The sequence below is a fragment of the Roseovarius salis genome (genome assembly GCF_044472985.1).
Classification (GTDB): domain Bacteria; phylum Pseudomonadota; class Alphaproteobacteria; order Rhodobacterales; family Rhodobacteraceae; genus Roseovarius; species Roseovarius salis.
On record NZ_JBISDG010000005.1, the window covers coordinates 98,626 to 124,620 of the forward strand.

19 protein-coding genes and 2 pseudogenes are annotated in these 25,995 nt (G+C 67.1%); 11 read left to right on the forward strand and 10 right to left on the reverse strand.

Translation table 11 applies throughout. The features are described from left to right. Positions 1-87 precede the first annotated feature (87 nt). The 3 genes from ACH13J_RS03230 to pdxR all read right to left on the reverse strand — a co-directional run bounded on the left by ACH13J_RS03230 (position 88) and on the right by pdxR (position 4,640). On the reverse strand, positions 88-1,287 hold the full coding sequence (locus ACH13J_RS03230) for an acetate/propionate family kinase (RefSeq protein WP_397541874.1): 1,200 nt from the start codon (positions 1,285-1,287) through the stop codon (positions 88-90). Between the two features lie 4 nt (positions 1,288-1,291). After that, positions 1,292-3,067 (reverse strand): sulfoacetaldehyde acetyltransferase, encoded by a 1,776-nt coding sequence (gene xsc, locus ACH13J_RS03235; RefSeq protein ID WP_397541875.1) that lies wholly within the window; start codon positions 3,065-3,067, stop codon positions 1,292-1,294. Between the two features lie 109 nt (positions 3,068-3,176). Continuing rightward, the gene (pdxR, locus tag ACH13J_RS03240; RefSeq protein ID WP_397541876.1) at positions 3,177-4,640 is read right to left on the reverse strand and encodes a MocR-like pyridoxine biosynthesis transcription factor PdxR; all 1,464 of its coding nucleotides are present in this window, start codon (positions 4,638-4,640) and stop codon (positions 3,177-3,179) included. 260 nt (positions 4,641-4,900) lie between these two features. Here pdxR and ACH13J_RS03245 point away from each other — a divergent pair, with 260 nt between their 5' ends. Beyond that, the gene (locus tag ACH13J_RS03245; protein ID WP_397541877.1) at positions 4,901-5,248 is read left to right on the forward strand and encodes an antibiotic biosynthesis monooxygenase; all 348 of its coding nucleotides are present in this window, start codon (positions 4,901-4,903) and stop codon (positions 5,246-5,248) included. A gap of 6 nt (positions 5,249-5,254) precedes the next feature. Here the strand turns inward: ACH13J_RS03245 and ACH13J_RS03250 are convergent, their stop codons facing one another. Both ACH13J_RS03250 and ACH13J_RS03255 read right to left on the reverse strand, forming a co-directional pair. Beyond that, the gene (locus tag ACH13J_RS03250) at positions 5,255-6,289 is read right to left on the reverse strand and encodes an NAD-dependent epimerase/dehydratase family protein (RefSeq protein ID WP_397541878.1); all 1,035 of its coding nucleotides are present in this window, start codon (positions 6,287-6,289) and stop codon (positions 5,255-5,257) included. A gap of 158 nt (positions 6,290-6,447) precedes the next feature. Continuing rightward, positions 6,448-6,732 (reverse strand): hypothetical protein, encoded by a 285-nt coding sequence (locus ACH13J_RS03255; protein WP_397541879.1) that lies wholly within the window; start codon positions 6,730-6,732, stop codon positions 6,448-6,450. Between the two features lie 139 nt (positions 6,733-6,871). Between ACH13J_RS03255 and ACH13J_RS03260 the strand changes: the two genes are divergently transcribed. The 4 genes from ACH13J_RS03260 (at position 6,872) to ACH13J_RS03275 (ending at position 9,989) form a co-directional block, all read left to right on the forward strand. Continuing rightward, complete coding sequence (locus ACH13J_RS03260) at positions 6,872-7,507, forward strand: sulfotransferase (protein ID WP_397541880.1); 636 nt, start codon at positions 6,872-6,874, stop codon at positions 7,505-7,507. Between the two features lie 35 nt (positions 7,508-7,542). Continuing rightward, a complete protein-coding gene (locus tag ACH13J_RS03265; RefSeq protein WP_397541881.1) occupies positions 7,543-8,007 on the forward strand; it encodes an MAPEG family protein in 465 nt (154 codons plus the stop codon). Positions 8,008-8,080: 73 nt separating this feature from the next. Then, positions 8,081-9,373, forward strand: a complete 1,293-nt coding sequence (gene pncB, locus ACH13J_RS03270) for a nicotinate phosphoribosyltransferase (RefSeq protein WP_397541882.1) — start codon at positions 8,081-8,083, stop codon at positions 9,371-9,373. Positions 9,374-9,440: 67 nt separating this feature from the next. Then, the gene (locus ACH13J_RS03275; protein ID WP_397541883.1) at positions 9,441-9,989 is read left to right on the forward strand and encodes a hypothetical protein; all 549 of its coding nucleotides are present in this window, start codon (positions 9,441-9,443) and stop codon (positions 9,987-9,989) included. 428 nt (positions 9,990-10,417) lie between these two features. Here ACH13J_RS03275 and arfB read toward each other — a convergent pair whose 3' ends face one another. The 4 genes from arfB to ACH13J_RS03295 all read right to left on the reverse strand — a co-directional run bounded on the left by arfB (position 10,418) and on the right by ACH13J_RS03295 (position 14,058). Next, the gene (arfB, locus tag ACH13J_RS03280) at positions 10,418-10,840 is read right to left on the reverse strand and encodes an alternative ribosome rescue aminoacyl-tRNA hydrolase ArfB (protein ID WP_397541884.1); all 423 of its coding nucleotides are present in this window, start codon (positions 10,838-10,840) and stop codon (positions 10,418-10,420) included. A gap of 324 nt (positions 10,841-11,164) precedes the next feature. Then, positions 11,165-11,971, reverse strand: a complete 807-nt coding sequence (gene mepA / locus ACH13J_RS03285; RefSeq protein WP_397541896.1) for a penicillin-insensitive murein endopeptidase — start codon at positions 11,969-11,971, stop codon at positions 11,165-11,167. A 98-nt stretch (positions 11,972-12,069) separates the two neighbouring features. Further along, complete coding sequence (locus ACH13J_RS03290; protein ID WP_397541885.1) at positions 12,070-13,455, reverse strand: MFS transporter; 1,386 nt, start codon at positions 13,453-13,455, stop codon at positions 12,070-12,072. Positions 13,456-13,509: 54 nt separating this feature from the next. Further along, the gene (locus ACH13J_RS03295) at positions 13,510-14,058 is read right to left on the reverse strand and encodes a thioesterase family protein (RefSeq protein WP_397541886.1); all 549 of its coding nucleotides are present in this window, start codon (positions 14,056-14,058) and stop codon (positions 13,510-13,512) included. A gap of 135 nt (positions 14,059-14,193) precedes the next feature. Between ACH13J_RS03295 and ACH13J_RS03300 the strand changes: the two genes are divergently transcribed. From ACH13J_RS03300 to yaaA, 3 genes are all read left to right on the forward strand, one after another. Then, entirely contained in the window at positions 14,194-14,481 is a 288-nt protein-coding gene (locus ACH13J_RS03300) for a YggT family protein (protein WP_397541887.1), read from the forward strand. A 76-nt stretch (positions 14,482-14,557) separates the two neighbouring features. Continuing rightward, the gene (recQ, locus tag ACH13J_RS03305; protein ID WP_397541888.1) at positions 14,558-16,597 is read left to right on the forward strand and encodes a DNA helicase RecQ; all 2,040 of its coding nucleotides are present in this window, start codon (positions 14,558-14,560) and stop codon (positions 16,595-16,597) included. A 33-nt stretch (positions 16,598-16,630) separates the two neighbouring features. Beyond that, a complete protein-coding gene (gene yaaA / locus ACH13J_RS03310) occupies positions 16,631-17,395 on the forward strand; it encodes a peroxide stress protein YaaA (RefSeq protein ID WP_397541889.1) in 765 nt (254 codons plus the stop codon). 9 nt (positions 17,396-17,404) lie between these two features. On the opposite strand, the gene ACH13J_RS03315 is transcribed toward yaaA, so the two are convergent. Next, complete coding sequence (locus ACH13J_RS03315) at positions 17,405-19,597, reverse strand: response regulator (protein ID WP_397541890.1); 2,193 nt, start codon at positions 19,595-19,597, stop codon at positions 17,405-17,407. Between the two features lie 155 nt (positions 19,598-19,752). Between ACH13J_RS03315 and ACH13J_RS03320 the strand changes: the two genes are divergently transcribed. The 3 genes and pseudogenes from ACH13J_RS03320 to ACH13J_RS03330 all read left to right on the forward strand — a co-directional run. After that, entirely contained in the window at positions 19,753-25,176 is a 5,424-nt protein-coding gene (locus tag ACH13J_RS03320; protein WP_397541891.1) for an alpha-2-macroglobulin family protein, read from the forward strand. 37 nt (positions 25,177-25,213) lie between these two features. Continuing rightward, positions 25,214-25,933, forward strand: a pseudogene (locus tag ACH13J_RS03325) (transglycosylase domain-containing protein); the annotation flags it as partial. After that, positions 25,921-25,995, forward strand: a pseudogene (locus ACH13J_RS03330) (orotate phosphoribosyltransferase); the annotation flags it as partial. The pseudogenes ACH13J_RS03325 and ACH13J_RS03330, both read left to right, overlap by 13 nt.

A 25,995-nucleotide genomic window follows, 5' to 3' on the forward strand; every position in this document is an offset into this window, starting at 1 on the left:
CTCCCTGTCCGGCGCCACGTTAGGGCAGTTGTTTTTGGCCCGCGACCATTTTCTTTCTCGTTCGGATTTTCCGAACACCTGTTTGAATCATCGCGAATTTGATGAGCGGATTTCCCTCGATTCAGGTGGCTGACCCCCGATCAGCGCCAGCGCATCGGCCGCGATGCGGCGCTCCTCGGCCGCGGGAGCGATCCAGCAGCCCACGCGGGAATCGGGTGCGTGCAGCCGCGCATCGCCGCGTTCGTTTGCCGCCGGGTTCAATCGTGCGCCCAGCCACTCCAGCCCCTCGACGATGCGGGCGCGCACATGCGCCGAATTTTCCCCGATCCCGCCGGTGAAGGCGATGGCGTCCAGCCCTTCCATCGCGGCGACGAGCGATCCGCCATGCCGGATGGCCCAGTAACAGAAATGCGCGACCGCGAAGCGGCTGCGCGGGCCGTCATCCTCCAGCAGCGCGCGCATGTCCGACTCCCCGCCGGACAATCCCCTTAGCCCGCTTTCGCGGTTCAGCATCCGGTGCGTTGCAGCGATCCCGTCTTCCTGGGCCAGTCGCAACACGGCGTTGCCGTCGATGCTTCCCACGCGGGTTCCCATGGTCAGCCCCTCCAGCGGTGAATACCCCATGGTCGTGGCGACCGACCGCCCGTCGCGGATGGCACAGGCCGACGCGCCATTGCCAAGGTGAAAGGCCAGCAGGCGACGGGGCAGGGGGCCGCCGGCTATCCCCGGCAGCGCGTCCACCAGTGCAGCGTAGGAGAGGCCGTGAAACCCGTAGCGCCGGAGTCCGCGCGCCTCCGCGCCGGGGGGCAGGGCATAGCGCTGCGCGACCTCGGGGTTCGTGGCGTGAAACCCGGTGTCGAAACTGGCGCATTGCGGCAGGGCGGGCGCGCGTTCCATCAGCGTCTCGATGGCGGCAAGGTTGTGCGGATTGTGCAGTGGCGCCAGCGACACGCAGCGCCGGATCGCGGCCAGCACGTCACCGGTGACCCGCACAGGCGCGGTCAGCTCCGTGCCTCCATGAACCACCCGGTGCGCCGCCGCGCGCAGACTGCACGGCTTGATACCGTGATCCGCCAGCCCCTCCAGCAGCGCGTCGAGTGCCGCCGCGTGATCGGGGAAATCCGCCTTGCAGGATGTCTTGCCGATCTTCAGCGCGCCGGTGCCGCCGATTCCGTCGGCCATGCCGTGCAGATGCTCTCTCAGGTCGCCGCCGAACACGGCGACCTTGATCGAGGACGACCCGGCGTTGAGGACCAGGACGGCGCCCTCTCCGCCCGCGTTGTCCATTGGCTCAGACCACCTGCTCGCGCATGTCGGCCGGGTCGATCCCGGCCACTTCCACCGGCTTCTTCATCGCGTCGCGCCGGAAAGGCTCGCCCAGCTCCTGGTTGATCATCGCCTCGATCAGCGTGGTCTGGCCATTCTCCATCTGGTCCTTTATCGCCTGGTTCAGCGCGTCGGTCAGTTCCTCCATCGTCCGCGCCACCACGCCCTTCAGCCCGCAGGCCCTGGCGATCCCGGCATAGCTCACGCCCTCGTCCAGCTCGGTGCCCACGAAATTGTCGTCGAACCACAGGGTCGAGTTCCGCTTCTCCGCCCCCCACTGGTAATTGCGGAACACGATCTGCGTCATCGCCGGCCATTCCTCGCGCCCGATGGCCGTCAGTTCGTTGACGGCAATCCCGAACGCCCCGTCGCCGGCAAAGCCCACCACCGGCACGTCCGGGCAGCCGATCTTGGCCCCCATCACCGATGGCAGCCCATAGCCGCACGGCCCGAACAGCCCCGGCGCCAGATATTTCCGCCCCTCCTCGAAGCTCGGATAGGCGTTGCCGATGGCACAGTTGTTGCCGATATCCGAGGAAATGATCGCCTCTTTCGGCAGCGCGGCCTCGATCGCCCGCCACGCCATGCGCGGGCTCATCCAGTCGGGCTTGGCCGCCCGGGCGCGCTCGTTCCATGTGGTGCCGGGGTCGTCCTCCTCGTGGTCCATGCTGGAAAGCTGCTGCGCCCAGGCCGATTTCGTCTTGGCAATCAGCGCCTTGCGATCTTCCCGGCCCGCATCGCCCGCGTTCTCCGACAGGCTCTTCAGTATCCCCTCGGCCACTTTCCTGGCATCGCCCACGATGCCGACGCTGACCTTCTTGGTCAGCCCGATGCGGTCGGGGTTCAGCTCAACCTGGATGATCTTGGCATCCTTTGGCCAGTAATCGATACCATAGCCCGGCAGGGTCGAGAACGGGTTGAGCCGCGTGCCCAGGCACAGCACTACGTCCGCCTGCGAAATCAGCTCCATCCCCGCCTTCGACCCGTTATAGCCCAAGGGCCCCGCGAAAAGCGGATGCGAGCCCGGAAAGGCGTCATTGTGCTGATAGCCCACGCAGACCGGCGCATCCAGCCGCTCGGCCAGTGCCTTGCTGGCGTCGATCCCGCCCGAAAGCACCACGCCCGCGCCGTTCAGTATCACCGGGAATTCCGCCGCGTTCAGAAGCGCCGCCGCCCGGTCGAGCGATTCTGCCCCGCCCGTGGGCCGTTCGAACTCCACGACCTGCGGCAGCTCGATATCCACCACCTGTGTCCACATGTCCCGCGGGATGTTGATCTGCGCGGGCGCGCTCGCCCGCTTCGCCTTCAGGATCACCCGGTTCAGCACCTCCGCCACCCGCGTCGGGTCGCGCACCTCCTCCTGATAAGCCACCATGTCCTCGAACAGCTTCATCTGCTCGACCTCCTGGAACCCGCCCTGGCCGATGGTCTTGTTCGCCGCCTGCGGCGTGACCAGAAGAAGCGGCGTGTGATTCCAGTAGGCGGTCTTCACGGCGGTCACGAAATTGGTGATGCCGGGGCCGTTCTGGGCGATCATCATGCTCATCTTGCCCGTGGCCCTTGTGTAGCCGTCGGCCATCATGCCGGCGCTGCCCTCATGCGCGCAATCCCAGAAGGTGATCCCGGCCTTGGGGAAAATATCCGAAATCGGCATCATCGCCGATCCGATGATCCCGAAGGCATGTCGGATCCCGTGCATCTGGAGGGTTTTGACGAAAGCTTCCTCGGTGGTCATTTGCATCGGTCTGTCTCCTGCGTGCAAGGGCCGGCGTCCCTGCCGGGTTTGCTCGGAAACTACGGCAGGGGAAAAGGGCGCAATAGGGCCAGAATACCTGCCACACTATGGCCAGTCACGCGATGGAGCGCAGTGCCGTGGCCAGTTTCGAGACTCCTTGGGGAATGCGGTCGGCGGGAATGGAGGAATAGGCGAGGCGGTAGGTGTTGCGTGGCGGATCGGCGCTGTGAAAAAACGGTCGCCCGGGCTCTATCAACACGCCCTCCCTGCGCAGCCTGTGGTCGAGCTCCTCGGTGTCCACCCCCTCCGGCGCGCGCATCCAGATCGAGCTGCCGCCGAACACGCCGCGCCCCGCCACGCCGAGCCCTTCTTCGGCCAGCGCCGCCTCCATCACCCGCCGCCGCTCGGCGAACACCTGCCCCACCCGGCGTATCAGGCTGTCGTAATGCCCAAGGCCAAGGAAATAGGCCGCCGTGCGCTGCACGTGCCCGGGCGGGTGGCGCAGCACGTTCGTGCGCAGGGCGCGCGCCTCGCGGATGAAAGGCTCCGACCCGACGAGGTATCCCAGCCTGAGCCCCGGAAAGATAGACTTGGAAAAGCTGCCGACATAGATCACCCGCCCGTCCGGGTCGAGCGATTTCAGCGCCGGCAGCGGCGCGCGCAAAAAGGACATCTCGAACTCGTAGTCGTCCTCGACGATCAACGCCTCCATCTCTCGCGCGCGGTCCAGCAGCGCCCGGCGTCGCTCCAGCGGCATCGTGGCGTTGGTGGGCGACTGGTGGCTCGGGGTGGTGAAGATCACGTCCGCCCGCCCCGGCAGCGCGCCCGCCGGCAGCCCGTCGCGGTCCACCGGTACCGGGCACAGATGGCAACGGGTCTGTGTCAGGATATCGCGCAGCGCGTGATAACAGGGCTCCTCGGCCACCGCCGTGCGCCTTTGTGTCAGCAGAACCTGTGCCGTCAGCCATAGCGCGTTCTGCGCCCCCATCGTGACGAGGATCTCCTCCGGCCGGGCGAGAATCCCGCGCCGGGGAAGGGTATGGCGCGCGATGAATTCCACCAGCTGCGGGTCGTCATGGTCGTAGTGATCCGCCGTGAGCGCCTGGAAATCCCGCGATCCCAGCGCGCGCAGCGCGCAATGACGCCAGTTGGCGTGGTCGAACAGGCCGGGATCGGTCTGGCCGTAGATGAAGGGATAGGGATAGCTCGACCAGTCCTGCGGCTTCGAGGGAGTCGCGCCGCCGGTGTACCTGCGCCCCAGCGCCCGCGACCAGTCGATGGCGTCACGCGCGGGGTGGCGCGGCGCGAAATGCGGCGGCTCCGGCGCGTTCTGCGAGACGTAGTAACCCGACCGGTCCCGGCTCTCGAGGTAATCCGACGCCTGCAGCTCGGTATAGGCCAGTGTGACGGTGATCCGGCTCACTCCCAGATGCGTGGCCAGCCGCCGCGACGAGGGCAGCTTCTCGCCCTTTCGGAACCGCCCCGAAAGGATGCCCTCGGCGATCATCTGCTGGATCTGCGCCTGCAGCGTGCCCTGTGCCTCTGGATCAAGGAAGAAGGTCTCGACGGAAATGGCCATGCAGGCACGCTACAGCCGCCGCAACACGCGCGCAATCTGGCAATATGCCCACCTGTCTTCTGGCCTGAAATATCCCGGGGGGGGTCGTCGTTGTCGCGCCATTGGTCCGCGCGACAATGGCGACGGGCAGCGCCCCCGGGGCCTGCGTGGCCTGAACGCGAAACCGCAATGCGCGCCGCAGGCGCACCTTTGGAAAAGCCCGGTTGCAACCGGCGGCGCCCTCGCCGAGACTGCCGGCGCCACAAGGACCGGAGCCGCCCATGATCGCCGTCATTTTCGAAGTCATCCCCGCCGAGGGCCGCAAGCCGCACTACCTCGACATCGCCGCCGAGATGCGACCGCTGGCCGAACGCATCGACGGCTTCATATCGGTCGAGCGGTTCCAGAGCCTCACCGATCCCGACAAGCTCCTGTCGATTTCCTTCTGGCAAAGCGAGGAGGCGGTGGCCGAATGGCGCCGGCTGGCCGCGCACCGCAAGGCGCAGGAACAGGGGCGCGGCGGGCTTTTCGCCGACTACCGCCTGCGCGTGGCGCACGTCCTTCGCGATTACGGCATGACAGAGCGCGACGAGGCGCCCGCCGACAGCCGCGCCGCCCATGGCGGCTGACCGCGCTCACATCACCAGCCGCAAGAGCCGCAGCGCCCCCCGCTTCCACGGCACGCGATGCGTCACGCCGGTCTGGGCCGAGATCCGGTCGCGGTTTTCAAGGTACCATTCGTAGTTGCGCACCAGCGCCGCGGCGTTGGAATACTCTGGCTGCCAGCCCAGCCGCGCCTCGATCCGCTCGGTGCTCACGAAGCTGTCCTTGCCCGCGGTCTCGTAGATCCACTTGTAAAGCGGGGAGAGTCCCAGCGTCTCCAGCGCGCGCAGGGTCCAGATGGCGGGCGCGGCCGGCAGGCCGATCACCCTCTTGCCATGCCCCGCGCGGTCCAGCACCGCCTGGAAACTCTCGCGCAGCGTCCCGAACCGGACCGCGCCGACATTGAAGATATCGTTGACCCGTTCCGCCTCCAGCGTGGCGGCCAGGTGCACGGCGGCGTTCAGGTCGTCCACGTCCAGCAGCTGATAGCGGTTGTCCCCACGCCCCAGCACCGGGAAGTTGTGCCCGTCGGCGGCGAAATCGTAGAGCAGCTCGAACGCCCCCAGCCGCTCGGGCCCGACGAAGGACTTGGGCCGCAGCACGGGCAGGCACATGCCCCCCGCGCGGAATTCCGCGCAGACCTCTTCGGCCTTCACCTTCGAGGCCCCGTAAGGTCCCACGCCCTGCATCGGGTCGTCCTCGACCAGCGGGTGATGGTCGGGGATGCCGTAGACCGCCGTGCTGGAAATATGGACGAATCGCGCAATCCCCTTCGTCTTTGCCGTCTCCAGCAGACGGCGCGTGCCGTCGACATTGGTCGACATGATCTCGTCGGGGGCCCACAGCGGCAACGCGGCGGCGCAGTGCACCACGACGTCGATGCCGTCGAAGGCGCGGTCATGCAGGTCGCGATCCCGTATATCGCCCTGCAGCACCTCGACCCGGTCTGCCTCGGGATAGTCGAAGGGCGCGATGTCCCAGCTGCGCACCCTGTGGCCCCGCGCCAGGAGAAACCGCACGAGATTGATCCCCATGAACCCGGCGCCGCCGGTCACCAGAAAATTCAAAACACTGTCTCCTGTCCCGTGTCGCCCGGTCCGCGACACAATGAACCTTCGCGCCACCGGATGGAATGGCCTGCGTCAACCGTTCCGCCCGGAAGGCCGGCGCCGCGTGGATCAAGGGCGCGGCCCGTCGCCGCTATCCTGTCAGCGGCGCGCCATCTTTACGGTAGCCCGAGGTCTCCAGCCGCCGACCGTTTCAGCGCCGCGGCAAGGGCGGGCACGTAGTGCTCGTTGACCGGGCGGCGGGGCGATACGCGGCGCAATGTCTGCCCTTCGCCTTTCATGCAGGCCGCCGTCAGCCGGCCGTATTCGTATGCCAACGCCTTGGGCCCCCGGGCCGCGTAGTCCGGCGGCTCGCCCAGCCGGAAGGATTCGTATCCTTCGCGCCACGCGCGCGAGCGCACCATGTCCCGTGCCGTCACCCAGTGATTGCGGATTTGTACCATGACCCGACGCTCCCCCGTCACAGTCTATCACGTGCCCAAAGGCGCGGCCAAGCGCTGCGCCGGGTCAAAGCGATTCGCGATTTTCGTGGACAGGTGGGGGATCGGCGCCCATTATCAGATGTGAACCGGGAGAGCGCGCATGACACTCGAGGTGATCAGTTCGGGGTTCGGACGCACCGGAACCAAGTCCCTCAAGGCCGCGCTGGAACGGCTCGGGTACGGCCCGTGCCATCACATGCACGAGGTGATGGACAATCCGCACCAGGTCGCGCATTGGCAAACGGTCGCTGCCGGGGGGTCGGTGGACTGGGCCGAGGTGTTCGAAGGCTACCGCTCACAGGTCGACTGGCCCGGCGCCCATGTATGGCGTGATCTGGCCGCGGCCTTCCCGCGGGCGAAGGTGGTTCATACGGTCCGCCCCGAACAGAAATGGTGGGCCAGTTTCGACCGCACCATAGGCAAACTCATGGCCCGCTACGAGGAGTTGCCGGTGCCGCCGCATATCCGCGACATGCTGGCCGCGTGGAACCGCCTTGCCGGAGAGCAGACCTTCGGCGGCGTGCTCGACAACCGCGACATGGCGCTGGCCGCGTATCGCCGCCGCGCCGAGGAGGTGCGCGCGGAGTTGCCCGCAGACCGCCTGCTCGTCTTCGACGTCGCCGAAGGGTGGGAGCCGCTCTGCGCCTTCCTTGGTGTCGACGTGCCGGACGAGTCCTTTCCGCACCACAACCTGCGTGCCGATTTCTGGGAGGTCTTGGGCGGCGAGCCCGTCTGACGTCCGGAGACGGCCACCCGGCCAGGAGCATCACGATGGCCCATCTGTCGTTCGAAAACCCTGTTTTTCTCTCCTACGCGATCGCCGCGGCGCTCATGGTGCTCAAGGTCATGGGGCAGGGCTGGATGACGGTCTACCGCATGATGAAAAGCGGCGCCGGGATGGTGACCCCAGAGGATCTGCGCCCCACGCCGCTGAACCGGTCGCCCCGGCCCGGACAGCTTGATCCCGACGACTATGTCGACCGGTCCCGGCGCATGCACCGCAACGATCTCGAGAACGTGCCCGCCTTCTGGGTGGCCGGGCTTCTGCTCGTCCTGTCGGGGCCGCCGCTATGGCTTGCAAACCTTCTGTTCTTCGGCTTCGTCGTGGCGCGGCTGGGCCATGGCTGGGCTTATCTCGCCGCCCGCAACCACGAGGTGCGTGCCACCTTCTACACAATCGGTTCCGTGATCGTGATCTTCATGGCGCTGTGGGTGCTTGTGTGCGCCCTCGCGTGAGCCTGCGCTTTGCCTTGCCACCCTGCGCCCCCTTTGCTTTAACCGGTCCGGCAACCCGCCGCCGGAGGCCCGCATGGTCGATATCGCCACCCGTGTCTGGAACCACAAATGGAAGATCGACCCGATCGTGCGGTCGCTGATCGACACGGATTTCTACAAGCTGCTGATGTGCCAGTCGGTCTTTCGCAACCGCCCGGACACCCAGGTTACCTTCCAGCTCATCAACCGCAACTCGGATGTGCGGCTGGCCGAGCTGGTGGACGAGGGCGAGCTGCGCGAACAGCTCGATCACATCCGCTCGCTCTCGCTCAGCCGCGGCGAAAGTACATGGATGCGCGGCAACACCTTCTACGGCAAGCGGCAGATGTTCACGCCCGAGTTCATGGACTGGTTCGAGGCGCTGCGCCTGCCGCCCTACCACCTGGAGGTGCGCGACGGGCAGTACGAACTCACCTTCGAGGGTGCGTGGCCCGAGGTCATGCTTTGGGAGATCCCGGCGCTCGCGGTGCTGATGGAGCTGCGCTCGCGCGCGGTGCTGCACGACATGAAGCGGTTCGAGCTGCAGGTGCTCTACGCCCGCGCCATGACCAAGCTGTGGGAAAAGGTCGAGCGCCTGCGCGGCGTGCCCGGCCTGCGCATCGCCGATTTCGGCACGCGGCGGCGCCATTCCTTCCTATGGCAGGATTGGTGCGTGCGCGCCATGTACGAGGGGCTGGGCGACAGCTTCGTCGGCACCTCCAACTGCCTGATCGCCAAGAACCGCGACCTCGAGGCGATCGGGACCAACGCGCACGAGCTGCCCATGGTCTACGCCGCGCTGGCCGACAGCGACGCGGAGCTGGCCCGCGCCCCTTATGACGTCCTGTCGGACTGGCACGAGGAGCATTCCGGCAACCTGCGCATCATCCTGCCCGACACCTTCGGCACGCGGAACTTCCTTGAAAACGCGCCCGACTGGCTGGCGGGCTGGACGGGCATCCGCATCGATTCCGGCGACCCGGTCGAGGGGGCCGAGACCGCGATCGAATGGTGGAAATCCCGCGGCGAGGACCCGCGCGAGAAAATGGTGATCTTCTCCGACGGGCTCGACGCGGACAAGATCATCGACCTGCACACCCGCTTTTTCGGCCGCTGCCGCCCGTCCTTCGGCTGGGGCACGCTGCTGACCAACGATTTCCGCGGGCTGACAGAGGATGACCGCCTCGCCCCCTTCAGCCTCGTCTGCAAGGCCGTCTCGGCCGAGGGCCGGCCAACGGTGAAGCTGTCGGACAACCCCAACAAGGCCATGGGGCCGGAAGGCGAGGTCGCGCGCTACAAGCGGGTCTTCGGAGTGGGCGAGCAGGAGGCGATGGAGGTGGAGGTTTGACGGCGTCCAGAACATAATTGACGCACGTACGCTTGCATGGCGGCTTGCAATTGTAAGGAGAATCGCCATGACAAGCGAATACAGTGCAAGTGCCCTGCTGCAGTTTCTAGAATACTCTTTGGACAAGGGGCTCGGTAAGAGCGAAACGACGAAAAGCCGAATTGCCTCTATCAAACGTATCGTCGACGCGGTGGGGGAAGATGAGCTTCGCGATGTTCGAGAAATCGACCCTGACCACATCATAGAGCGCTTCGATACCATAGAGGGCGCCAAATATAGTCCTGGTAGCTTGAATTCGTACAAGTCTCGCTTGAAGTCGGCTATCGGGGACTTCTTGCGCTATAAGGAAAATCCAACAGGGTATCGTCCCGCGCGTCAAAGAGTGCGCCGGACGCCTGGAGAGCAATCGTCAAGCGGTAGTGGCAATCGAGACAAAGACTCTGCTCTTCTGGATTTAGGCGCAACGACTGCATCAAGTATGGATCAATTGGAAGTTCCTGTACCAATAAGGCCGGACTGTATTGTACGAATAGCCGGGCTTCCACACGACCTCCGTCCCAACGAAGCGGCCAGAATGGCGAATGTTATAAATGCGATGGCTCTGGCGGAAGAATAGGCGCTCCCTTCCAAAAGGAGTTGCCTTCCGGGCATTGCCCGGGCAAGAGGCGCTGCTGGAGCCGGGACTCAAACCCGGAGTTCCAGCAGCCCATATCGTAACCATATCATAGCGGTGATTTTTCGCAACTCGACCAAATTCGCGTATTGCGGGCTTCAGCTCGCCAACCGGAGCCGGATCGGCGGTCACCCCGGCGGTTTTCGTCATGACGGCAGGTTCGCGCCCGGCCCCGAGGGTGGGCGCGGCGCCGCTTGGCGCGGTGTTCGTCGCGCGAGACGACGTTGCGGCACTTGGAAACCGTGGGCTGTTTCGCGCCCGCCCTGGGGGGCGGGGTCGGGCGCGAACCGGATCGCAAGCGATCCGGGGGCCGTCTGCCACCTGTCGCCCGCCTGATTTCAGCCGGTAAGATGGGGTTTCACCCCACCCCCTCACCCCTCCGGGTCCACCCGTCCCCTCAACGCCTTGACCTCGCCGTGCTTCTTCTTGCGCTCCACGCGCTTGCGTTTCTGGTTGGCCGACACTTTCGTCGGGATGCGGCGCTTGGGCCGCTCGGTGGCCTTTCGTACCAGCGCCGCCAGCCGCTCCCGCGCGATCTCTCGGTTGCGGGGCTGGCTGCGGGTGTCCTCGACCCGGATGACCACCGCGCCCTCCGTCGTCCAGCGCCGGCCGGCCAGCCGGCGCAGTCGGGTCTTGACCGGCTCGGGCAGGTTGGGCGAGCGCGCGGCCTCGAACCGCAGCTCGACCGCCGTCGACACCTTGTTCACGTTCTGCCCGCCGGGGCCGCCCGAGCGGGTGAACTGCTCTGTCAGTTCCCACTCCTCGATCGCGATCTGGTCGGTGATCCGGAGCATGGCCGGGCCTCCTGGCGGCTGTCGAAAACGGTGTCGCGGGCGCAAACAATCCGTGCAATTCGAAAGGGCCGCCCCTGTCACGGAGCGGCCCCCTAGAAGTTTGAGGAGGTGGCCGGTTAGGCGCACCAATTCGGGGCGTCAGACGCCCAGGGGCTGCCCTATGCGCGACCCTCCCGAACTGTTCCGGCACCTCTCTCCAATACCTCTATAGACACTGGACCACCTCCTTTCGCTTTGTTGACGTTGAGTTCAGCCTGCCACAGATTCCGTGGTTGTCAAAACAAAATGCTGGGGCGGGCGCGGATTTTTCCGCAGCATCTGGCGTCATTCGGATTGCAGGACCGACACGCACTGCCGCGGCAGGTCGGCCATGGTCAGCTCGCGCCGGGGGGCGGGGCGCGGCGCGTCGGGGTCCGGCGGCGGCGGGTTCAGGATGTTGTCCACCCATTCCTGCGCCTGCGCGCAGCCATCGCCCGGCGGCGGGGGGGACTGGTTCTCGCAGCCTCTCGCGCCGGCCGGGCATTTCAGCCGGACATGGAAGTGGTAGTGATGCCCCCACCACGGGCGAATCTTGCGCAGCCAGTCCCTGTCGCCCGTTTCCTCCTTGCACATCCGCACCTTGGCGCCGGGAAAAACGAAGATGCGCGCGGTGCGCGGATCTTTCGCGGCGGCCTTGATGATCTCGTGGTGCTGGCGTGTCCAGTTGCGATTGGTATAGGCGCCGTTGGCCCGCCTGAGCGATATCGAGGAGATGTTCTCGCGGGCGGCGCGGCTGAGGTTCAGCCGCTCGGGCGGCAGCATCCAGATGTCGGCGTCCAGCCCCATCTGGTGGCTGCGGTGCCCCGAAAGCATCGGCCCGCCGCGCGGCTGGCTGATATCGCCGACATACAGGCCTTTCCATCCCGGCTGCCTGGCGGCGGTTGCCGAGAGCTTCTGAATGAAATCGATCATCTCCGGGTGGCCCCAGTTGCGGTTGCGGCTGAGCCGCATGGCCTGCCAGGTCGGGCCGGTCTCGGGCAGTTGCACCGCCCCTGCGACGCATCCCTTGGCGTAGCTGCCGAAGGGGGTCGGGGCCTGTCTCGACTCGCCCGGTTTGGCCCCGAAAAGTGTCTTGGCGTGCACACCCTGCATGGCCGCTGGAATGTTCTGAGTCGAGATGATGGGCTCGGCGCTGTCACCCGTCGCCCGCGGTGCGGTGCTGCATCCTGCAAGTCCCAGCACCAGAAGGATCAGTGTGACCGGCCTGACCATGTGTGGCTGTCTCCTTCTGCGTCGACCCATCTTAGCAGGAGCAGACCCAGCAGGAAAAGCATTATCAGCGGCGACACCCCGAGCCGCGCGCTGCCCGAAAGCGTCGTCGCCAGCCCGATGAGGCCCGGCGCGATGAAGGCCGTGGCACGGCCCGACAGGCCGTACAGGCCGAAACTCTCGGTCGGGGCGGCGGGATCGGTGTGGCGCGCCATGAGTGACCGGCTCGCCGCCTGCAGCGTGCCGCCCAGCCCCCCGATCAGCACGCCGCAGCCAAAGAAGATGATATCGGGCACGGCCGATCCCTCGGCCAGGGGAATGCCGAAAACCTGTTCGCGGGTCATGCCCACGACCGTGACGCAGACGGCGATCAGGCCCCAGTTTGCCGCCACGACCACGGGCTTCGGCCCAAACCGTCGGTCAAGACGCCCGCCTGCCCAGCTGAAGACCGCGGCAGATATCACCCCGATGATCCCGAAGATGCCGACCGAGACGATCGACCAGTTCAGCACCAGCGCCGCGTAGGTTCCGCCGAAGCCGTAAAGGCCGTTGAGCGCATCACGGTAGAACATGGACGAGCCCAGATAGGCCGAGAGGCTGAGCCGCCGCCGCAGGCCCGTGACCGATTTGTGCAGCAGGCGGAGCGCATCGCCCACGCCGCGCCCCTGCCGCGCAGGGCCGGTGTCGCGCACCCACAGGAAATAGGGCACCATGAACACCGCGAACCACAGCGCCGCGAAGGGGCCGACGAAACGGGTGCCCTCGCGCGTTTGCGCGTCAAGGCCGAAAGGCAGCTCCAGCCCCAGCATGGTGCGTCCGCCCGGCCCCTCCATGAAAAAGGCCAGCATCAGGACGAGTGTCACCAGCCCGCCGAGATAGCCGAACGCGAAGCCGGAGCCCGAGATCGCGCCGACCTCGTCGGGCGTGCCGAGGGAAGGAAGCTGCGAATTGATGAAAATGAGTGCGTATTCGGCCCCGATGAACCCTATGCCGAACGCCGTCAGCGCCCACCACATGTTCGAACCGTCCGGCTGCGTCCACCAGATGCCCGTGGCCCCGGCGACGTACATGGCCGAAAATCCCAGTATCCAGGGCAGGCGCCGCCCGGCGGTGTCGGCCAGCGCCCCCATGAGCGGCGCGCCGAACCCGATGATCAGGCCGGTGACGGTCAGGCCCAGCGACCAAAGACTTTGTGCCCGGGCGTCCGCGGCGCTTTCGTCCAGCCCCGCGGACAGGTAATGTTCCGAGGCCACGGCGGCGAAGAACGGGCCGAAGACGAAGGTGACAAGCAGGGTATGATATGGCTGGCTGGCCCAGTCGAAGAAATACCAGCCCCATATGCGCTTGCGCATCGATACAGCCACCATGCCCGCCCCCTGTGATCTTGCGGGGTATGCCAGTCGGGCTTGCCGGCTGGCAAGTCAATCCTTGTGGCATTCCCGCATGGGCGGCCAGGGGCGTTTGGCATCCGCGCCGATCCAGGCCGTTACCCAGCCCGGCGCCTCGGGCGGTTCCGGGTCGACGCCCAGTGCGCGCGCGACCTCGCGGGGCGGGACGATCCCGCCTTTGCCGGTGACGGCCGAACGGTAGAGGATGTGGCTCGCGCACGCCCCGTCCATTTTCCACATCGCCTGTTCTATGTAGAAAAACCGGTCATCCCACCACACGGCGCGTGACCGCATCTCGACGGTATCGAACATGCGCACCCTGCGGCGATAGCGGACGCTGGCCCCGGCCATGGTCAGGCCCCACCGGTTGCGTCGCAGGGTTCCCGCCAGCCCCGTGCGCACCGCCAGGGGGATGCGCCCCAGGTCGTAAAGCGTCAGCGTGCGGCCGTTGTTGAGCTCCAACCACAGGTCGATGTCCCATGGCAGGCAGACATGACGTGACACGTGAGTGCCGGTGACCGGCAAGGGGTCGGATCGTCGGTGCTTCCACAACTGCCATGCCATGCGGATGAAGGGGTACATGCGCGTCGTCCTCCGTGTTCTTGCTGCCCTCCTCTGCCGCGCGCCGGGCCGGGTCAACCGCAACCCCGCGTCAGGCTTGCGCTTTTCAGCCCGCCCGCTTAGGTGTTGGACCGTCGCTGTCCGAGGAAGGTGCCGATGACGTCGCTGTTTCAGATCCTGATGCTGCTGCTGGACATCCTGTGGTTCTTCATCATCGCCCATGTGATCATGAGCTGGCTGATAAACTTTCAGGTATTGAACCTGCGCCAGCAGCTCGTGGCGCAGATCTGGTATGCGCTGAACCGGCTGCTGGAGCCGATATATCAGCCGATCCGCCGCATCCTGCCGCCCATGTCCGGTATCGACCTGGCACCGCTGGTGGCGCTGGTGGGCGTCTACGCCATACGCATCATCCTGATGAACAATGCGGCGGTGTTCTACTAAGCCGGGACTTGTGAACCGGGTCCCGGTGTGGAAGTGTTCGGAAAAGAGCAGTCATACCACATCTTGCGGGCCTTACATGCAAAACGCGGCAACGCTTCTGCACGATGTCTTCGGATTCGACGGTTTCCGCCCGGGACAGGCCGAGATCGTGGACACCGTCGCGCGGGGGCGTAACACGCTGGCCATCATGCCCACGGGCGGCGGAAAGTCGCTTTGCTACCAGCTGCCGGCGCTGATGCGCGGGGGCGTGACGCTGGTGATATCCCCCCTGATCGCCCTGATGCGCGACCAGGTGCGCGCGCTGCGCGCAGCGGGGGTAGAGGCCGGGGCGCTGACCTCCGCCAATACCGCGGACGAGACCCGCGAGGTCCGCGAGGGGCTGGAGGCCGGCCGGCTCAAGCTCCTCTACGTGGCGCCGGAGCGCCTGGCCGCCGGCTCGGCGAACGGGATGTTGCGGCGTGCCGGCGTGTCGCTCATCGCCGTGGACGAGGCGCATTGCGTTTCCCAGTGGGGGCACGATTTCAGGCCCGACTATCTGCGCATCGGCGAACTGCGCCGCGCGCTCGGTGTGCCGCTGGCCGCCTTTACCGCCACCGCCGACGCCGAGACCCGCGCCGAGATCGTCGAGAAACTCTTTGACGGGCAGGCGCCGGAGATATTCCTGCGCGGGTTCGACCGGCCCAACATCCATCTTGCCTTTGCCGAGAAGGACCGCCCGCGCGCGCAGGTGTCGGCTTTCGTCGCCGCGCGCAAGGGGCAGGCGGGAATCGTCTATTGCGGCACACGTGCCAAGACCGAAACGCTGGCGCAGGCCCTGCGGGATGACGGGCATGCCGCGGTGGCCTATCACGGCGGTATGGAGGCCGAGGCGCGCCGGTCGGTCGAGCATCGTTTCACCGCCGAGGACGGGCTGATCGTGGTCGCCACCGTCGCCTTCGGCATGGGCGTCGACAAGCCCGATATCCGCTGGGTCATGCATGCGGACCTGCCCAAATCGATCGAGTCCTATTACCAGGAAATCGGCCGGGCGGGCCGCGATGGCGCCCCGGCAGAGACGCTGACCCTCTTCGGTGCGGACGATATCCGCCTGCGCCGCAGCCAGATCGACGAGGGGCTCGCCCCGCCGGAGCGGCGCAGCGCCGATCATGCGCGGCTGAATGCACTTCTGGGTCTGGCCGAGGCGCTGACATGCCGGCGTTCCGCGCTTCTGGGCTATTTCGGCGAGACCGCGGCGCGGTGCGGCAACTGCGACCTGTGCGACTCCCCGCCCGAGACGCATGATGCCACCGAGGCGGTGCAAATGGCGCTTTCGGCGGCGCTGCGCACGGGCGAATCCTACGGCGCTGGCCACCTGATCGACGTGCTGACCGGCAATGAAACGGAAAAGGTGCGCGCGCGCGGTCACGAGCGGCTGCCAACCTTCGGCGTGGGCCGCGAAATGACGCGCCGCGGCTGGCAATCGGCGTTTCGCCAGATACTGGGCCGCGACCTGCTGCGCCCCGATCCCGAGCGTCATGGCGCGCTTCGTGTAACCGAGAAGGCGCATCCGGTCCTGCGCGGCGAAGAGCGCGTGACGCTGCGCCGCGACGCGCCGGCCAAGGCAACGCGCCGGCCCGCCGCCAAGGCCCTGGTGTCGGAGGAGGATGCGCCGCTGCTCTCCGCGCTCAAGGCCAAGCGCCGCGCCATCGCCGAGGCGGCCAGGATGCCCGCCTACATCGTTTTCAATGACCGCACGCTGATCGAGATGGCCGAGCGCCGGCCGCGCACCATGGACGAAATGGCCAGTGTGAGCGGCGTCGGCGCCAAGAAGCTCGAGCAATACGGTGCCGCGTTTCTGGAGGTGATCAACGGCGAGGCCGAGGCGATGCACCCAAAGAGGCGCAAGCTGGCGGGCCGCGAGGCGGGCACGCTCTATGACAGGCTGGCCGAGAAGCAGGCCGAGCTCGCCCGCGGGGCGGACGGTCTCGACAAGCCATTGAGCTGTTCCGCCGCCCTGTTGGCGCGTGTCGCGTCGTTGCGCCCGCGTGACCTGTCGGAAATGGCGCGCCTGTTGGGTGACAGACGGAATGAACGTTTCGGGGCCGCCTTTCTGGACGTCCTGCGCACGACGGACTAAGTCCCGGGCGACCGCGGATGAGAGGAGAACGCCATGCTTGTGGTGCTGTCGCCGGCCAAGAAGATGGACATGACCGTGGGCGACATGCCCGACGCGACCGAACCGCAATTCGCGGAGGACGCCAAGCAACTGGCCGAGGTGGCGCGGGGCCTGTCAGCGGGCGAGCTGCAGAAGCTCATGGGCATCAGCGACAAGCTTGCCCGGCTCAACGCGGACAGGTTCGCCGATTTCGGCACGATGGAGCGCGCATCGGCGGCGCTCGCCTTTGCCGGGGACACCTACCAGGGGCTGGAGGCGGGGTCGTTGGAGCCGGGCGAGATGGACTGGGCGCAGGAGCACCTGCGCATCCTCTCCGGGCTCTACGGCGTGTTGCGCCCGCGCGACGCCATCGAACCCTACCGGCTGGAAATGGGGAGCCGGCTGAGAACCGATCGCGGCAAGAATCTTTATGATTACTGGGGCGACCGGATCGCCCGGGCGCTGAAATCGCAGGCCGACGAGATCGGCACCGACACGCTGGTGAACTGCGCCAGCCAGGAATATTTCGGCGCGGTGGATACAGATGCGCTGGGCCTGCGGGTGATCACTCCCGTCTTCATGGAGGACAAGGCCGACGGACCAAGGATTGTCAGCTTCTATGCCAAGAAGGCGCGCGGCGCGATGGCCCGCTTCATCATTCAGCATAGGCTTATCGACCCGGCCAGCTTGTGTGATTTCGACACCGGCGGCTATGCCTACCGCCCCGAGCTGTCGGAGCCGGACAAGCCGGTGTTCGTGCGGGGCGCGGCACCGGCCTGACATCAAGGGTCAGGCTGGCGCACGGTCTGGCAGGGGCGGGCGCGCGCCGGGCGGACACGCCGCCGCGATCCGGGCCGCGATCTCGGCCTTTTTCAGGGGCTTTGTCAGGAAATGGTCCAGCCCTGCCGCGAGGATGGTCTCGCGTTCGGCATCCGTTGCATGTGCCGTCATGGCGATGATCGGCACCCGTGCGCCGCGCGTAGCCTCGAGCGACCTGATGCGGGCGGTGGCTTCCTTGCCGTCCATGCCCGGCATCGAGATGTCCATGAATACCACATCCGGCGCGAAGCTCTGGAACCGGCTGACCGCCTCTTTCCCGTCCGCGGCGAATTCGAGCTCGATGTCGAACGTCTTGACCATCTTGGAAAAGACCAGACGATTGGTCTTGTTGTCCTCGGCCGCGAGCACCCGCACGGCACGTTGGGCGCCGTTCGTGCCGTCCCCCCGCCCCGCGCCCGCGCCATGCTCGTGACACGGCAGGCTGCCGAGCGCGGCCAGAAGCGCGGCCCGCTGGACGGGGTGCGCCAGAACCGCGTGAACGTTTCGCCCCGGTGCGTCCCGTGCGCCTGCAACGGGATCGGCGGTCATCACGATGACCGGCGTTTCATTCCCCGCGTCCTGCAACGCATCCGCCAGCCGGAAACCGTCCAGCCCCTGCGCGTGATGCGCGGTCACGACGAGATCCGCGTCAGCCGCGGTGTCGCCCAGGGCCTGCAACGCCGACGGGGTGTCGGCCGTGCCGACGACCGTCAGCCCGAGAGCCCCGAGCTGTCTCTGCAGGATGGCACGGTTGGTGTTCTGGTCATCGACAACGAGGACCTTGCGCAGATGCGCCGACGGGCGGGTCGGGCCGGTGTCGGGGCACCCAGTCGTGGGAAGCGTGACGGTAAAACCAAAGGTCGATCCCGCGCCCTCCTCCGACTCAACCCATATCTCGCCCCCCATCAGCCTTACCAGGCGCTGTGAAATCGCCAGCCCCAGCCCGGTCCCCTCGAACTTGCGGTTCCTTGCGTCCTCGATCTGGTTGAACTCGCCGAATATGTGGCCGAGCTTGTCCGCGCCGATGCCGATGCCGGTATCCTCGACAGCGATGTGAAGCGTAACCTCCGACAGGTCGTCGGCGGGTACGCCCGTGGCCCGAACGATGATGTGGCCGCTTTCGGTGAATTTCATGGCGTTGCCCAGAAGGTTGGTCAGAACCTGCCGGATGCGCCCCGGGTCGCCCACGAATTGCCCCGGCAGGAAAAGGTCGTAATCCACCAGCAGGTCGAGCCCCTTGTCGCGCGCGTTGACCTGCATGAGCGTCACCAGTTCGTGGATGCAGCGCTCCAGGTCGAAGGGTTCGGGGTGAAGCGCCAGCTTTCCTGCCTCCATCTTGGAATAGTCGAGAATGTCGTTGATGATGACGAGAAGCGCCTCGCCAGAGCTCTTGACCGTTTCGACGTATAGCTTCTGCTCCTCGGAAAGCCGGGTTTCACGGAGCAACTCCGCCATCCCCACGATGCCGTTCATCGGGGTGCGGATCTCGTGGCTCATGTTGGCAAGGAAAGAGGATTTCGCGGCATTCGCGGCCTCGGCCTGGTGGCGGGCCTCCTTTAGCTCGCTTTCGTAGCGGATCGTGTCGGAGATGTTCAGCGCGAGGCTGACCATGTCGCCCCCGTGGCCGCGCTGGTCGATGAGCTTGATGTACTCGCCGTTCCACAGCCGGATTACCTCCGGCTCCGGCGCGGGGCCTTGCCAGCGGTCCAGCATTCTCTGGCGCCACGTGGCCGGAGGCGTGTCGCCGATATCGACGATTCCCTCTTCCGTGGCGATCCGCAGGATATCCCCGTAACAGATTCCGGGGCCAACCGCCTCGATCCCGTCGAACACGGCCAACCACGCATGGTTGGCGGCGATCATCCGGCCCTCGGCGTCGAAAAAGGCGAACCCGTCCTGGATCGTCTGGATCGAGTGCCACAGCCGGCGCTCGGCGATCTGGATCTTCTCGTTGGCCACCGTCAGGTCCGACTTGACGCGTTCGTTCTCGTCCCGGACGGTCCTGACCTCGGCGCGTGTCTCGACGATCTCTTCGGACAGCGCCATTGCATGCTGACCCAGCTTGCGGTTGGCGGCATGCAGTTCGGCCTGCTTCTGCTCCAGCCGCCGTTCCGCCGCTAGACGCGCACGGCGTTCCTGCGCCAGTTTCTCGGCGAGATTCATGAACCGGCCTCCGCCGCGCTGTCGATCGGATCGGCGCGCAGCATGACGTCATCCTTATGAAGAAGCTCTTAACCACGGCGCCAGCCTGCCCTTGGAATCGTTGTTTGTTGCCGGGGCTCGTGGCACCATCGTGTTGCAGTGCAGGAGAAGCACCAATGACACGTCTCGTCCTTTCCGCCATTCTTTTCCTCGGGCTCGTCGGTCCCGCCATGTCCCAGCCGCCCGTGCCCGAGCGGCGCCAGAGCGTCACGCTGGACACCGATTTCTATGGCGCGGACCTGCAGCCCATGTTCGACACGACGCGCGAGGCCTGCCGCAACGCCTGTTTCGCCGACCCCGATTGCAAGGCCTACACCTACAACACCCGTTCAAGCGCATGTTTCCCCAAGAGCGCGGTCGAGGAGACACAGCCATATGACGGGGCGGTTTCCGCGCGGCTTTTCCCGACGGACCCGCGCGTTCTGGCGCAGGCCCCGGCGCGCGCGGCTGAACTGGATTTTCTGACCGGGCAAGATATCGCACAGGCCCGAACGCTCGCGCTGGAAATCGGCGCGCGCCATCCCGGCGGTCAATGGGACGTCGCGGTGATGCAGGATGCCGCCCGCGCCCGGCAGGCGGAGGGGGATCACCTCAACGCGATGCGCTGGACAGGGGCGATCGTGGCGCGAACTGATGCCCCCGGACAATGGGTGGAATATGCCCGTCTGTCGATGCGCGTCCAGACGCAGGATGAGGCCGAGGCGCGGCGCAACGCCGCCCGCGCCATGCACGCGGCGGCCAACGCCTATCTGCGCGGGCTGACCGCGCCGGTGCGTATCAATGCGCTGATGCAGATGGCCGAGGCGCTGGAACGCGTGGGCCGCGGCCGCGACATGGTCAGCGCGCTCCGGCTGGCCGAAAGCATTCGACCACGTGCCGATGTGATGGCCGCGCTGGAGGATGCGGTACCCAAATACGGCTTCCGCATCACCGGGCACCGGGCCGACCATGAAAGCGCCAGCCCACGCATATGCGCCGAGTTCTCCGAGCCGTTGGTCAAGGCGGGGCTGGATTACACGCCCTATGTGCAGCTGCCGGACCCGGGCCTTGCCGTGTCGGCGGAAGAGCGCCAGCTCTGTATCGACGGTGTGGAACACGGAGAGCGTTACCGTGTGACATTCCGCGAGGGGTTGCCGGCGGCAAGCGACGAAACGCTCATCAAGGACGTCGAGATCGCGGTCTATGTCCGCGACCGCAGCCCGGAGGTTGCATTCCCCGGCCGCTCCTACGTCCTGCCGCGGGCGGCGGGCACCGCGCTGCCCATCGAGACCGTCAACCTCGACGAGGTTGAATTGATCCTGCGCCGCGTCAGCGACCGTAACCTGCTCCGCACCATTCAGGAGGACTTTTTCGCCCGGCCGCTCAGCTATTACGCCGAGCGCGAGTTCACCGAGGATATCGCCGAGGAGGTCTGGACCGGCACCGGCGAGGTGCAGAACCGGCTCAACCGCACGATGACCACGCGCCTGCCGCTCGGCGACGTGCTGGCAGACGAGGCACCGGGCATCTATACCCTGACCGCCCGCGTGCCCGGCCGCCGGCCCTACGAAGATCCCGGCGCCACCCAGTGGTTCGTCCTGACGGATCTTGGCCTCACCACGCTCGAGGGCACCGACGGGCTGCACGTCTTCGTGCGGGGCCTGTCGGATGCCGAGGCGCGGGAGGGAATCGAGCTGACCCTGCTGTCGCAAAGCAACCGCGAGCTGGCCACGCTCACCACCGACGCGCGGGGGCACGCGCGGTTCGCGCCGGGGCTGACACGCGGCACGGGCGCGGCCGCCCCGGCGATGGTGCTGGCACGGCAGGGCGAGGACGATCTTGCCTTCCTTTCCCTGACGGACCCGGCCTTCGACTTGTCCGATCGCGGGGTGGAGGGGCGTGCGCCCGCCCCCCCGGTCGACGTGTTTCTCGCCACCGACCGCGGCGCCTACCGCGCGGGCGAGGCGATTCATGCCACCGCCCTGGCCCGCGATGAAGTGGCCGATGCCGTGACCGGCCTGCCGCTCACCGCGATCCTGAAGCGGCCCGACGGCGTGGAGTATTCCCGGCACCTTTCGGCCAAGGACGCCGCCGGCGGCCATGTCTTCGAGATGCCGGTGGACGAAACCGCCCCGCGCGGGGCGTGGACGCTCCAGATCAAGGCCGACCCCGAGGCCGAGCCACTGGCGAGCGAGACGGTGCTGGTCGAGGATTTCCTGCCCGAGCGCATAGATTTCGACCTCGCGCTGCCCGACGCCCCGATCCGCCCCGGCGACGCGCCCCCGGTCGAGATCGCGGCACGCTACCTCTTCGGTGCACCGGGGGCGGGGCTGGAGGCCGAGGGCACGGTGCGTCTTTCCCCCAAGCGCCGGCTGGAACAGTTCCCGGGGTATGTCTTTGGCCGCCACGATGAACAGGTCTCTGCGCGGACGGAATATGTCGAGGGCGGCACAACCGGCGAGGATGGCATGCTGACGCTGGCCGCGAACATCCCGCGGGCCAAGGTGACGGACCGCCCCTACGAGGCGACGGTGCGGATCAGCGTGCGCGAGGGCTCGGGCCGCCCGGTGGAGCGCGAGGTGACGCGCATGCTGGCCCCTGCCGGGCCGATGATCGGTATCCGGCCGCAATTCGACGGGGTCGTGGCCGAGGGCGCGGAGGCCGCCTTTGACGTGATTGGCATAGGAGCGGATCTCGGCCCGCGGCCCATGCGCGTGAAATGGACACTGAACCGTATCGACACCCGCTACCAGTGGTACCGGGAATACGGCAACTGGAACTGGGAGCCGATCACCACCCGCGAGCGCGTCGCCACCGGCGAGATATCGCTGACCGGCGATCCGGCGACTGTCTCGGCGCCCGTGAAATGGGGGCATTACGAACTGGTCGTGGAGCGGGTCGATGGCGACTACATCGCGGCCTCGTCTGATTTTCACGCAGGCTGGTACGCGCCCGCCGACACCGCCACCACGCCCGACACGCTGGAGCTGTCGCTTGACAAGCCGGGGTATCGCCCCGGCGACACCGCCAATCTGCGCATCGTGCCGCGTTACACCGGTGTCGCGCTGGTCACCGTGATGTCGAACCGCGTGATCGACATGAAGGCGGTCGAGGTCAGCAAGGGCGAGAACATTATCCCGTTGCCGGTGACCGAGGAATGGGGCGCCGGTGCCTATGTCACCGCGCAGGTCATCCGCCCGATGGACGTGGCGGCGGGGCAGAACCCGGCGCGGTCGCTCGGGCTGTCCTATGCGAAACTCGACCCGGGCGACCGGCAGCTCGAGGTTGCCATCGACGCCCCCGAACGCGCGGAACCGCGCGGTGCGCTCGACATCGCGGTGGATGTCGACGGCCTGGCCGAGGGCGAAACCGGCTATGTCACGATCGCGGCCGTTGACGCCGGTATCCTGAACCTGACCGGGTTCGACAGCCCCGACCCGTCTGAGCACTATTTCGGCCAGCGCCGCCTCGGCGTCGAGATCCGCGACCTTTACGGCCGACTGATCGACGGGATGCAGGGGGCGGAAGGACGGGTGCGCTCCGGCGGTGACGCGGGCCGCCCCAGCTTCGAGTCGCCCCCGCCGCAGGACGAGCTGGTAGCTCAGTTCACCGGGCCGGTAAAGGTCGGTCCGGACGGAACGGCGCGGGCCAGCTTCGACATGCCCGACTTCAATGGCACCGTTCGCCTGATGGCCGTGGCGTGGTCGCCCCGCGCCGTCGGGCAGGCCGATCGTGACGTGCTGGTGCGCGACCCGGTGGTGGTCACCGCGTCGCTGCCGCGTTTCCTCGCCCCGGGCGACGAGAGCCGCCTGCTGCTGGAAATCGTCCATGCCGAGGGGCCAGCCGGGCGGATGGGCCTCGACGTGACGACGTCCGGGGGCCTCGGCTTCTCCGGCGCGGTGCCGTCCGGATTCGATCTTGGCGCACGGGAAAAGGCGGTGTTTCGCCTGCCGATCAGGGCGGACGAGGTGGGCGACCATGCGGTGCGCGTGGCGCTGACGACCCCGGATGGCAGACAACTGACCAAGTCATTGTCGCTTGGTGTGCGCGCGAACGACCCCGAGATCGCGACCACCCGGCGCTTCTCGCTCGGTGCGGGCAGCACCTTCACGCTCGGTGACGAGGTGTTCGCGAACCTGCGGCGGGGCACCGGCAGTGCCATTCTCTCGGCCGGTCCGCTGGCCCGTTTCGACGCACCGGGTCTGCTGAGCGCGCTCGACCGATTTCCCTATGGCTGCACCGAGCAGGTGACCTCGCAGGCGATGCCGCTTCTCTATTTCGGGCAGGTGGCCTCCGCGCTTGGCTTCGGCAACGCAAGCCGCATCGAAGAGCGGATCGGTCAGGCGGTGGCGCAGGTGCTCTCGCGCCAGTCGAGCGGCGGGGGTTTCGGCCTGTGGCGGGCCGGCTCGGGCGATTTCTGGCTGGACGCCTACGTGACCGATTTCCTGTCGCGGGCGCGGGCGCAGGGGCACGACGTGCCGGGCCGGGCCTTTTCCATGGCGATGGACAACCTGCGCAACCGGGTCAACTACGCCCCCGATTTCGACGACGGCGGCGAGGACGTAGCCTATGCGCTGATGGTCCTGGCGCGCGAGGGCGCGGCGCGCATGGGCAACCTGCGCTATTACGCCGATGTAAAGGCCGGGAATTTTGGCTCCCCGCTGGCGCTGGCGCAGCTTGGCGCGGCGCTGGCGCATTACGGGGACCAGACGCGGGCCGATCGCATGTTCGCCATGGCGATGCGCCGACTGACGGAGCAGACCGGCCCCGAGGCCCAGATCTGGCGCGCGGACTACGGCACTCGCTTGCGTGACCGGGCGGGTGTTCTGGCTCTGGCCGCCGAGGCGGGCAGTGATGCGATCGACATGTCCGGCCTTGCCGGCGCGCTTGCCGGTGCGGGGCCGGACATGTCGACCCAGGAACAGGCCTGGACCCTGCTGGCGGTGCGCGCATTGGTGGACGATCCCGCGCTGTCGGGGCTGGAGGTGAACGGCGAGCCGGTGTCGGGGCCCCTTGTGCGAAAGGTCGAGGCCGGCATGCCGGCACGGTCCGTTACCAATACCGCTGACCGGCCGGTGGACATCACCCTGACCACGCTCGGCGTGCCTGAAACCCCGCCCGAGGCCGGCGGCTACGGCTACGCGATCGACCGCAGTTACTACGACATGGACGGCGAGCCCGTGTCCCTCGACGCGGTGGAAACCGGCACGCGGCTGGTCGCGGTGCTGCGTGTCCGACCCTTCGAGGACGGCGCGGCGCGGCTCATCGTCGACGACCCGCTGCCGGCGGGGCTGGAGATCGACAACCCCAACCTGCTGCGCGCGGGCGACATCGCCGCGCTGGACTGGCTGGACCCGGCCGATGCGCGCCATACCGAGTTCCGCGCCGACCGGTTCGTTGCAGCGGTGGACTGGCGGTCGGACAAGGCGTTCCGGCTCGCCTATATCGTGCGCGCCGTCACGCCCGGCAGCTACCATCATCCCGCGGCCTCGGTCGAGGACATGTACCGCCCCCGCTACAGGGCCCGTTCGGCCACGGGGCGGATGCGCGTGACACGGTGACACCGCGCGGGCGCCATGGACGAAGGCGGGCGTGACCATGCTTGCACACGGCCGGCTTCTTGCGCTTGCCGCGGCGCTCTTTGCAGTGGCGCTGGCCCGTGACACGCTGGACGGCTGGATCGATGCGACGGTCCTGCCGCCGCTGGTTTCGGAAACCTCGGCGGAAATACGCGACCGGGACGGCAGACTGCTGAGGCTTTACACTGTCGAAGATGGCCGCTGGCGGCTGCGCGCCGCCCCCGAGGAGGTGGACCCGCTTTACCTCGAAATGCTCGTGGCCTACGAGGACAAGCGCTTCTATCGCCATGCGGGCGTGGACCCGTTGGCTTTGCTGCGTGCTGCGGGTCAGGCCCTGTGGAATGGCCGGATCGTATCGGGCGGCTCGACCCTCACCATGCAGGTGGCCCGCCTGCTGGAGGACAGCGGCACCGGCCGGTGGGCGGGCAAGATACGGCAGATGCGCGCGGCGCTGGCGCTGGAGCGGCGGCTCGGAAAGGACGAGATCCTGCGCCTCTACCTTGCCCGTGCCCCGTTCGGCGGAAACCTCGAAGGTGTGCGCGCGGCCACCCTCGCATGGTTCGGCAAGGAACCACGGCGCCTGACACCGGCCGAGGCCGCGCTGCTGGTGGCTCTGCCGCAATCGCCGGAGGCGCGCCGGCCCGACCGCGACACAAGCGCCGCCCGCGCCGCCCGCGACCGGGTGCTGGAGCGGTTGGGGCGGGCCGGGCTTCTGCCGCGCGATGACGTGCGCGCCGCCCTGTGACCTACGTGCGCAAAAAACCCAAGGGCTATGGGCGGGACGCGCGAATCGAGGGGGTC

Coding starts and splice junctions, on each gene's coding strand:
- arfB (WP_397541884.1), bottom strand. CDS start 10,840: ATGCTCCGGATCACCGACCAGATCGCGATCGAGGAGTGGGAACTGACA.
- yaaA (WP_397541889.1), top strand. CDS start 16,631: ATGCTTGTGGTGCTGTCGCCGGCCAAGAAGATGGACATGACCGTGGGC.
- mepA (WP_397541896.1), bottom strand. CDS start 11,971: ATGCAGGGTGTGCACGCCAAGACACTTTTCGGGGCCAAACCGGGCGAG.
- ACH13J_RS03275 (WP_397541883.1), top strand. CDS start 9,441: ATGACAAGCGAATACAGTGCAAGTGCCCTGCTGCAGTTTCTAGAATAC.
- ACH13J_RS03255 (WP_397541879.1), bottom strand. CDS start 6,732: ATGGTACAAATCCGCAATCACTGGGTGACGGCACGGGACATGGTGCGC.
- ACH13J_RS03260 (WP_397541880.1), top strand. CDS start 6,872: ATGACACTCGAGGTGATCAGTTCGGGGTTCGGACGCACCGGAACCAAG.
- ACH13J_RS03320 (WP_397541891.1), top strand. CDS start 19,753: ATGACACGTCTCGTCCTTTCCGCCATTCTTTTCCTCGGGCTCGTCGGT.
- ACH13J_RS03300 (WP_397541887.1), top strand. CDS start 14,194: ATGACGTCGCTGTTTCAGATCCTGATGCTGCTGCTGGACATCCTGTGG.
- ACH13J_RS03295 (WP_397541886.1), bottom strand. CDS start 14,058: ATGTACCCCTTCATCCGCATGGCATGGCAGTTGTGGAAGCACCGACGA.
- ACH13J_RS03315 (WP_397541890.1), bottom strand. CDS start 19,597: ATGAATCTCGCCGAGAAACTGGCGCAGGAACGCCGTGCGCGTCTAGCG.
- ACH13J_RS03230 (WP_397541874.1), bottom strand. CDS start 1,287: ATGGACAACGCGGGCGGAGAGGGCGCCGTCCTGGTCCTCAACGCCGGG.
- ACH13J_RS03265 (WP_397541881.1), top strand. CDS start 7,543: ATGGCCCATCTGTCGTTCGAAAACCCTGTTTTTCTCTCCTACGCGATC.
- recQ (WP_397541888.1), top strand. CDS start 14,558: ATGCAAAACGCGGCAACGCTTCTGCACGATGTCTTCGGATTCGACGGT.
- pdxR (WP_397541876.1), bottom strand. CDS start 4,640: ATGGCCATTTCCGTCGAGACCTTCTTCCTTGATCCAGAGGCACAGGGC.
- ACH13J_RS03245 (WP_397541877.1), top strand. CDS start 4,901: ATGATCGCCGTCATTTTCGAAGTCATCCCCGCCGAGGGCCGCAAGCCG.
- ACH13J_RS03290 (WP_397541885.1), bottom strand. CDS start 13,455: ATGGTGGCTGTATCGATGCGCAAGCGCATATGGGGCTGGTATTTCTTC.
- pncB (WP_397541882.1), top strand. CDS start 8,081: ATGGTCGATATCGCCACCCGTGTCTGGAACCACAAATGGAAGATCGAC.
- xsc (WP_397541875.1), bottom strand. CDS start 3,067: ATGCAAATGACCACCGAGGAAGCTTTCGTCAAAACCCTCCAGATGCAC.